At 37.6% G+C, this 9,803-nt stretch carries 6 protein-coding genes and 1 pseudogene; 4 read left to right on the top strand and 3 right to left on the bottom strand.

All coding sequences use genetic code 11. From position 1 onward, the window contains the following. Positions 1 to 982: hypothetical protein (locus WFK35_RS06805; protein ID WP_336731976.1), on the top strand; the 982-nt coding region annotated here is incomplete at its 5' end. 72 nt (positions 983 to 1,054) lie between these two features. Here WFK35_RS06805 and secG read toward each other — a convergent pair. From secG to WFK35_RS06790, 3 genes and pseudogenes are all read right to left on the bottom strand, one after another. Further along, a complete protein-coding gene (gene secG, locus WFK35_RS06800; RefSeq protein WP_336690189.1) occupies positions 1,055 to 1,402 on the bottom strand; it encodes a preprotein translocase subunit SecG in 348 nt (115 codons plus the stop codon). A 132-nt stretch (positions 1,403 to 1,534) separates the two neighbouring features. After that, positions 1,535 to 3,580: pseudogene (locus WFK35_RS06795) on the bottom strand (M16 family metallopeptidase). Between the two features lie 51 nt (positions 3,581 to 3,631). Then, on the bottom strand, positions 3,632 to 4,945 hold the full coding sequence (locus WFK35_RS06790; RefSeq protein ID WP_336731974.1) for a M16 family metallopeptidase: 1,314 nt from the start codon (positions 4,943 to 4,945) through the stop codon (positions 3,632 to 3,634). A 184-nt stretch (positions 4,946 to 5,129) separates the two neighbouring features. Here WFK35_RS06790 and WFK35_RS06785 point away from each other — a divergent pair, with 184 nt between their 5' ends. The 3 genes from WFK35_RS06785 (at position 5,130) to WFK35_RS06775 (ending at position 9,770) form a co-directional block, all read left to right on the top strand. Further along, positions 5,130 to 6,983, top strand: coding sequence for a PAS domain-containing sensor histidine kinase (locus WFK35_RS06785; protein ID WP_336731972.1), 1,854 nt, complete (start codon positions 5,130 to 5,132; stop codon positions 6,981 to 6,983). Between the two features lie 3 nt (positions 6,984 to 6,986). Then, positions 6,987 to 7,349, top strand: a complete 363-nt coding sequence (locus WFK35_RS06780) for a response regulator transcription factor (protein ID WP_214588756.1) — start codon at positions 6,987 to 6,989, stop codon at positions 7,347 to 7,349. Between the two features lie 87 nt (positions 7,350 to 7,436). After that, complete coding sequence (locus WFK35_RS06775; protein ID WP_336731970.1) at positions 7,437 to 9,770, top strand: ATP-dependent helicase; 2,334 nt, start codon at positions 7,437 to 7,439, stop codon at positions 9,768 to 9,770. Positions 9,771 to 9,803 lie beyond the last annotated feature (33 nt).

The following is a 9,803-nucleotide window of genomic DNA, read 5'->3' as shown; positions in this document are numbered from 1 at the left end:
CAAATATGAAAAGGCAATAGCCCGAAGACTTTCTGAACTGGGCGCTGAAGTGGATTTTTATGACGAAAGACCTTCCAATTCCAATTTTTCGAAAGGAATAATCCGTCTTAATAAAAGATTTTACCATCTTAAAATAAACAATTACTATAACCGGATTCTTGAAGAAATTAAAGGCAAAAAATACGATTATTTTTTCCTGATAAAAGGAGAAGCCATTCCTGTTTTTTTTCTTGAAAAAATAAAGCAGGACAACCCTGAAATGGAAATGATTTACTACAATTTTGATCCATTGACGGAATATCCCAATCTGATTGAAAATCTTAAATATTTCGACAAAAAGTTTACGTTTGAATACAATGATTCGGTAAAATATAACATAAGCTTCAGACCTTTGTTTTATGTTGATGAATATAAAAGTTTACAACAGTATTCTCAGAAACCGGAATATGATATTGTCTTCATAGGAAGCGCACATACAGACCGGTATATTGTAGGAGAAAAGATCAGAGAAATTGCAGACAGGCTGAATCTGAAATCTTACTTTTATTATTATGCAATGGGAAGAATTGCATTCCGACTGAAAAAGATCATTGATAAAAACCTGAAGCAGTTTGACATTACAAAAGTAAGTTTTGATAAGCTGAATCATCATCAGATCATTGATTTTTACAAAAAAACAAAATCTGTGCTGGATATTAATAAACCTTTTCAGAATGGCTTAACCATAAGAACCTTTGAGGTATTGGCTTCCGGAAGAAAATTAATTACAACCAATTCGGATATCAAAAATTATCCTTTTTACTGCCCTGAAAATATTTTGGTGATTGATCGGGAAGACATTCAGTTGAAACCTGAATTTTTTGCAACAGATTTTAAAGAAATGGATCAGGAAGTTTTGTATAAAATGTCTTTGGATTCTTTTATAGAATGTCTTTTTGGTGAAGATCAGGATAATTACTGGAATTCTTTCAGAACCAATTAAACCTAAATCAGTTTATCATAAAATAAAAAAGCAGCCCGACCGAGCTGCTTTTTATATATAAATAGTATTTACTTATTTTGTTGGTGCAGGAGTCTTAGCCGGAGTTGTTGCAGAAGCAGGAGCTGAAGATTGCTTAGCCGGAGCTTCTTTTTTTGCAGGCGTCTGAACCGGAGCGGCTGCCGAAGGCTTCCCTGTAATTACAACACTTAAAAGGATAAGAACGATAATTGTTCCTCCTAAAGTCCATGTTGCTTTTTCCATAAAGTCGTTGGTTCTCTGTACTCCAAACTGAGCAGAAGATGCTCCTCCGAAAGTACTGGAAAGACCTCCGCCTTTAGGATTTTGAGCCATAACGATGATAACCAGTAAAATGCTGGCGATCATAATAAGAACCATCAATAGTATAAATATAGAATCCATTAATTTGATATCTTTTTGAATGGGCAAATTTAATCTTTTTTTACCGAATGACAAAGAAAGATAATACAAATGTTAGGAAAAATAAAAAACGGCAACAATTGTTGCCGTTTTTACTGTAAGATCAGATTGTTTTTATTTAAAATCAGAATCTTTAGCCTGATTCACTTCGTAAGATTTTACGTTCATTGTCATGTCCATACCCATTTGGCTTACGGTAATGGTATAAGGCATTTTCACACCTGCCACATCTTTGTAATCTGAGAATGTTGTAGGAACAGTCATGGTTTGTCCCATCGCTTTTACTGTTTTTGTTTCTCCGGTTTTAAGACCTGTTTTTACGCTGTAATAATAAGTATTATCACCATTTTTTACAGCATAAGAATCTTCACCGCCGATTTTTTCAATTCCTGCAAGTTTGTAGTCAGCAGATTTTGCAAAACCAAGCTCCGGGAAAAGTTCAGTATTTTTAAGCTTTTCAGCAATTTGCTCAGGCTTCATTTCCACTTTTTGCCCCATTTGCTCAGAGTATCCTGTCTTTCCGTCGAATACCTGCTTCTGAAGAGTCTGTCCCATTCCTGTAACAGTAGTAAGTTCTTTTCCTCCTTTCGCTTTCATCATTTTCAGGTCGATATTCTGTCCCTGCATAGACATGGAAGCGTTTACGGTGTAAGAAGAAACTTTATCAATGTTTGCTTTTCCTCCGATTGCGTTGATGTACTTATCTGCAATAGAAGCAACAGTAACTCCTGCATCCACTTTCTGTGTTGTAGGTTTTGCTACAGGATTGGCTTCTTTATCGAAATATTTTACCGGATATCCTAATTTTTCCAGACCTTCAGAAATATCCGCTGCTTTTCCGGCAATAAAAATTCTGCTCTGGTTAGCAAGAATGGTAGATTTTACAGCATTAGAAACATCCGCAGCCGTTACCTTATCAATAGATTTCAGATAATTGGTATAAAAATCATCCGGAAGATCCTGCACTTTTTTATTGAGAGCAAATCTTGCAATGGTTGATGGCTGCTCCAGAGACATGATAAAAGAACCTTTCAGTTTAGCTTTTGCATTTTCCAGTTCTTCAGGCTTTACGGTAGAAATAGCGTTAAGTTCGTTCATGAACTCCTTTACTGCTTTATCCGTAACTTCGTTTCTTACACTTGCACTTGCCGAGAATTGCGGAGAATATTTGCTTGCACTAAGATTAGAGTAAGCGCCATATGTAAAGCCGTTTTTCTCACGAAGGTTCATGAAAAGTCTCGCTTCACCGCCACCTCCAAGAATATAATTGGCAATGGTTGCCGGGAAGTAGTTCGGGTCTTTCATTTTCAGCGTGTTCAGGTTGTTTAAAGACACAACGGACTGTACAGCAGAAGGAACATCTACTACATTAATTTCGGTTTTGGCAACATTAGAAGCCGGTTCTAAAGGAGTAACCGGAGTATTTGCTTTTTTCCATCCGCTGAATGCTTTTTCAATCATTGGTTTTACCTGATCGAATTTTACATCTCCTACAATTACAAGATAAGCGTTGTCCGGAGCGTAATATTTTTTGTACGTATTCTGTACATCTGCCAATTGAATTTAACTGATCGATTCTACCGTTTCAAATTCTCCTCTCGATGTATTTTTACCATACATTAAAGCATTGGAAACTTTTGAAGCAATAGAAGAAGCATTTTTCTCTTCAGATTTTAAACCTTCAATGGCTCTGTCTTTAGAATCCTGTATTTCTTCAGCAGAAAATTTTGGATTAATGATGGCATCTGCCATTAAGTTAAGAACCTGAGGAAAATATTTTGAAAGTGAATTTGCCGCAGCTCCGTTAGAAGAAAAATTTAAATTGGCACCAAGATAATCCACCTTTTTGTTGAATTCATCTTTGCTCATGTTGGTGGTTCCGTTTTCGAACTGTTCCGCCATGATTTCACTTACTCCTGTTACAGCTCCCTCACTGTAAGGAGCTCTGTCCATCGTAAGATTGGCATTTACTCTCGGCAGCTTATTGTTTTCTACTACCATTACCGTAAGACCATTGCTCAGCTGAAATGTTTTTGGCTTTGCAATATTAATTGCCGGAGTAGGCCCCGGTTTTGGCATGGCATTAAGATCTATTTTTTGTGCTGAAACCGTTCCTGCGAAGAAAAACGCTGCAGCTATATATGTTAATTGCTTTTTCATTTGTAAAAATTTAATTTTTAATAATCATTTTTAAACCTAAATCTCAGCGGATTACTTTTTTTCAGGTACGTAGTTAATGATTATTCTTTGGTTGGAATTAAGATACTTTTTAGCTGCATTCTGAAGATCCTGTCTTGTGATGCCTCTGTAGATATCAATCTCTTTGTTAATAAGGTTTGTATTGCCCATCAATACGTGGTTGGTTGCCAGTGAAGCTGCAATTCCCTGAATGCTGGAGTTGGAATTAACGAACTGGTTCTCAAACTTATTCTGAAGCTTCTGATAATCTTCCTCAGAAATTAAAGTCGTCTGCAGTTTTTTAATTTCAGCATCAATATCCGCCTGCAAAGTAGCCTTTGTGGTTTGTCCCATCGGGATCGCAAAGAATGCAAAAATACCGTAATCTTCAAGACCTTGGTTAAATGCCTGTACCTGAAGCGCTTTTTTATCCTGATCCACTAATTTTTTGTATAAAACAGAAGATTTTCCGCTGCTTAAATAAGAAGAAAGCATATCTAAGATATAAGCATCTTTCTCCTTGTTACCCGGCGTTCTGTAAGCAAATACATAAGCAGGAAGCTGAATATTCGGATCCGTAGCCGTTACTTCTTTTTCCTGAGTGATAGGAGCATCTTTCGGGAAATCTTTCGGGTAAACTGTTCCTTTTGGAATTCCTCCGTAGTATTCCTTAATCCATTTTTTAGTCTGTTCCGGCTTAATGTCTCCTGCTACCACCAAAGTAGCATTGTTCGGAACGTAATATTTTTTATAGAATGCCTGAAACTCTTCTAATTTTGCAGCATTCAGGTCTTCCATAGAACCAATTGTAGGCCAGTTATACGGGTGATTGGTAAACAAATTTTTCTGAATGGTAGTGAAAAGATTTCCATAAGGCTGGTTGTCCATTCTCAATCTCTTTTCTTCCTTTACAACCTCTCTCTGAGTATCTACACCCACCTGATTAATCAACGCGTGACGCATTCTTTCAGCCTCCATCCAAAGTCCCAGCTGTTCGTTGTTTGATGGGAAAGTCTCATAGTAATACGTTCTGTCATTCGTTGTATTAGCGTTGTTTTGTCCCCCGTTTGAAGAAACGATCTTAAACCAGTCACCTCTTTTGATGTTGGGTGTTCCTTCAAATAAAAGATGCTCGAAGAAGTGAGCAAAACCTGTTCTTCCTTTTACCTCGTCTTTTGCACCTACATGGTACATTACCCCTGTTGTTACAACCGGAGCCGAGTTGTCCTGATGAAGAATTACGTGAAGACCGTTTGGTAAGTCATACTCTTCGAATTTAATTTGTTGTGCATTAAGAGCCATTCCGAAGAAAGCCGCTGCAGCAACAGAAAGAAGTCGCTTTTTCATAAAGTAGAAATTGTTTTGTCAATTAGTTCCAAAAATACATTAATTGTTACATTATTATCAAAATAAAATTAGCTTTAAAAATACTGCTTTGAAATAAAATTTTATTATGTTAAAAAGTGGTATCATATTTTCAGTGAAAGTGTAGAATAAAAATTAATTTTGTAAAACAGAAACCATTATTGTAATGAAAAACTTTTTAGACCAGAATATCTCTCATGAGTCGCTTAAAATATTATTCAGTCAGGCTCCGGTAGCGATGTCTTTGCTGATGGGGGAGGATTTTATTATCAGTAATGCCAATCAGCAGATTCTTGAACTCTGGGGAAGAGATGCATCCGTTATAGGAAAAAAGCTTGAAGAGGTGCTTCCTGAAATAAGACCAGAGGGAATTTTCGAAATACTGGACAATGTTTACAGAACAGGAGAAGTTTTTAAAGGCAATAAATGGTCAGTTTTTTTAGAGAAATTCGGAAATTACGAAGAACACTTTTTTAATTTCATTTATGCTCCTGTGTATAATGAGGATCACAAAGTTATCGGAGTAAGTGTTGTAGCCATAGAGGTTACGGATCATGTTATTTCGGAGCAGAAACTTTTGGAAAGCGAATACCGTTTTGAAGATCTTATCAGGCAGTCAGATTATTCCACCGCGATCTATCGTTCAGAAGATTTATATATAGAGCTTGCCAACGACAAAATGCTGAGAACATGGGGAAAAGATGCTTCCGTCATCGGAATGAAACTTGAAGATGCACTTCCTGAACTGGAAGGTCAGCCATTTGTAGGATTATTAAAAGACATTTTCAAAACAGGAAAAACCTACTCCGCAACAGAAGATCGTGCAGATCTTGTAGTGGATGGTAAACTTCAGACTTTTTACTATAACTTTTCTTATAAACCTCTGAAAAACTCCAGTGGGGAAGTATATGCGATCCTTAATATGGCAGTGAATGTCACAGATCTTGTGAAAGCCAGAAAAGAAGTACAGGAAAGTGAGAAAAAATACAGAGACCTTGCAGACTCTATGCCTCAGTTTGTATGGACCAGCGACAAACGGGGTAAAATAACCTATATGAACGACAATTGGTACAAATACATGAAGTTCAAAAAGGAAGAAGATGCCAATGAAGCCATTAAAAATATCATACGACCCGAAGTTTACCCGAATATTATAAAAATCTGGGAAGAAAGTGTAAACACAGGAAAACCCTTCGAAGTAGAATACGAATTTTCGGATCCGGATAATCCTGAAGTTTACCGGTGGTTTCTGGGAAGAGCTGTTCCCAATCTGGATTCGGAGGGAGAAATACAACAGTGGATCGGAACTTTTACCGATATAGATGATTTTAAACAACTGCAGAACCAAAAAGATAATTTTCTGGGCATTGCCAGTCACGAACTCAAAACTCCGCTTACCAGCCTGAAACTTTACACCCAGTTTATCGGGATGAACCTTAATAAACAGGGCGATTACAAAAATGCTGAAGTAGCAAAAAGGATGAACGATCAGATTGAGAAACTCACAGAACTCGTTAATGATCTTCTGGATGTTACCAAAATTCAGAAAGGACAAATCCAGCTTAATGAATCCGATTTTGATTTTGATCAGCTCGTGGAAGATATTGTTGTAGAACAGCAGATGACGGCAAGACACAAAATTATCTTCAAGAAAAGCAATATCGGAAAGGTAACCGCAGACAGGCACCGTATTTCTCAGGTGATGAGCAACCTCATCAGCAATGCTATCAAATATTCTCCTGATGCAGATGAAGTGATTGTTTCTACTCAGGTGAAAGATAATATGATAAAATTCAGTGTAAAAGATTTCGGGATCGGGATTCCGGAAGATAAACAGCATAAGGTTTTCGAGCAGTATTACCGGGTAAGCGGAACAAAAGAACATACCTTTCCGGGGCTGGGATTAGGACTTTACATCTCCTCAGAAATCATCAAAAGGACGGGAGGAAAAATTTATGTTCACTCCGTAGAAGGAAAGGGGTCTGATTTTTGCTTCGAAATACCTAAAATTAAAATATAAAACATGTCTACACAAATTTTAGTCTTGGATGATAGTCCTGCAATTGTTGATTCTATTGAAATGATGATGGAGCTAGAAGGACTTACTGTTTCCAAGTTCTATAAAGGATCGGATATGCTGGATGCACTGAATACACAGCCAAAACCGGATGTTATCCTCATGGATATGTGGCTTTCCGGAGAAGACGGAAGAGATATCTGCAGAACCATAAGAGCCGATGAAAATTTAAAAGATATTCCGGTGCTTATCATGTCCGCAAGCAGAGGACTGGAGCAGTCTGCTCTTGATGCAGGAGCCAACGATTTTATCGCAAAACCTTTCGATATGGGAGATATGATTTCCCGCGTGAGAACGTACATCAAATAAAAACAGATTTTCTTGAAACATCAAAATCCAAAATTTGAATTCTCCATATAATACACTAATTTTGTGTTCCCAAAAATTTTTTGCAGCATGGAGGATTATCTGAAAGGACTTAATGAATCACAATTTGAAGCCGTTACTACATTACAGGGACCATTAATGGTTCTTGCAGGAGCGGGTTCCGGAAAAACGCGTGTACTTACCATGCGGATTGCCCATCTCATTACCAACGGAATCGATCCTTTTAATATTTTGGCGCTTACCTTTACCAATAAGGCAGCAAAAGAAATGAAAGAACGTATTGCAAAAGTTGTGGGACAGAGCAATGCAAGAAGTCTCTGGATGGGAACCTTCCACTCTGTTTTTGCAAGAATTCTGAGAAATGAGGCACATTATTTGGGATATCCTTCCAATTTTACCATTTATGATCAGCAGGACGCATTAAATGTCATCAAAAAAGTGTTGAAAGACATGAATATTGATGCCGATCTGTATAAACCCAAAAAAGTTCAGGCAAGAATTTCGACCTATAAAAACAACCTCATCACCGTAAAAGCTTATTTCAACAATCCTGAGTTGATGGAAGCCGATGAAAAAGCCAATATGAAATTCATCGGGCAGATTTACCAGCGGTATGTAGAGCAGTGCTTCAAAAACGGATCGATGGATTTTGACGATTTGCTGTTAAAAACCAACGAATTGTTAACCCGTTTCCCTGAAGTGTTAGCAAAATATCAGGACAGATTCAGATACATTCTTGTGGATGAGTATCAGGATACCAACCATTCTCAATATTTAATTGTAAAAGCTTTAGCTTCAAAATTTGAAAATATTTGTGTTGTGGGAGACGATGCACAGTCAATCTATTCCTTCCGTGGCGCGAATATCTACAATATTTTGAACTTTAAAAAAGATTATCCGGATGCAATGACGGTTGCTTTGGAGCAGAATTACCGTTCTACGCAGAATATTGTGAACGCAGCAAATGTAGTGATCGCGAAAAACCTTCAGCAGTTCAAGAAAAATGTTTTCAGCGAAAATGAGGAAGGAGAGAAAATCAAAGTATACCGTTCACTTTCCGATGCCGATGAAGCGAATTTCGTTGCCGGAAACATCTGGGAAACCAGAAACCGCGAGCAGAGAAAATACAGCGATTTTGCCATTTTATACAGAACCAACTCTCAGACACGTGCTTTTGAAGATGCACTGAGAAGAAAAAATATTCCTTACAAAGTCTACGGAGGTCTCTCTTTCTACCAAAGAAAAGAAGTAAAAGATCTCATCGCTTATTTGAGACTTTTAGTCAATGAAAACGATTCTGAAGCATTGATGAGAATCATTAATTATCCGGTAAGAGGAATTGGAGAAACCACTCAGAATAAACTGACTGTTTTTGCAGATGCACAAAATGTTTCCATATCACAGGTTCTCGATAATTTACCAATGTATTCGCCACATTTAGGGTTAAACAATGGGGTTTTAAACAAACTGAATGACTTCTGGTCGATGATCAAGGCATTTCAGGTACTGCTGAAAACGGAAACTGCGTACAGCGTTGCGATGGAAGTGGCGAAACGAAGCGGACTGATTAAATTTTTAAAAGACGATCAGACTCCCGAAGGAATTTCCCGTGTAGAAAACGTTCAGGAATTAATGAACTCGATGCAGGGTTTCATTGAAGAACAGATGCAGCTGGAAGACGGAGATCCGAGCTTACCGAATTTCCTTGAAAACATTGCCCTTTCTGCCGATACGCAGGATAAAAACAATGAAGAGGATATGGTTTCGTTAATGACGATCCACCTTTCAAAAGGTCTTGAATTTCCGGTTGTACATTTGGTGGGGCTTGAAGAAAACCTTTTCCCGAGTTTTATGAGTTCTTCCACAAGAGAAGATCTGGAAGAAGAAAGACGTCTTTTCTACGTTGCTTTAACAAGAGCCGAAAAGCAGGTGTTTTTCTCTTATGCCGTTTCACGTTTCCAGTGGGGAAAAATTACCGATGCGGAACCTTCACGATTTCTAAGTGAAATAGATGAAGAATATATCGAGTTTGTAAATCCTGTGATTGAAAAACGTTTTATCAACAATTCGGGCATCAAATCCAATATTTTTGATGAACATCCTTCCGAAATGAGAAGTTTCAAAAGGGTAGAAAAGAAAACCATCGAAAGAAGCGACAGCTCAAAACCGATTGCAGAACCACGCAAATTAAAACCTGTAAGTACGGCAAAAATCATCAATCCGAGCGGAGTTTCTTCTCAGGATATTGAAGTCGGAGATAAGGTAAGACACGACCGTTTCGGAATCGGAGAAGTGACTTTCCTCGACGGAACTGATCCTCAGAATATCAAAGCCAAAGTAGTCTTCCAGCATGAAGGCGAGAAAAATCTCATCCTGAAATACGCGAAACTGACTAAGATTTAAAATCATTTAAATTTTAAAAATAGAAGATGGCAA

It is taken from the genome of Chryseobacterium sp. VD8 (genome assembly GCF_037149975.1).
Taxonomy (GTDB): domain Bacteria; phylum Bacteroidota; class Bacteroidia; order Flavobacteriales; family Weeksellaceae; genus Chryseobacterium; species Chryseobacterium indicum.
The sequence above is the reverse complement of the archived record's forward strand: the minus strand, read 5'-3'. Positions and strand labels throughout refer to the sequence as shown.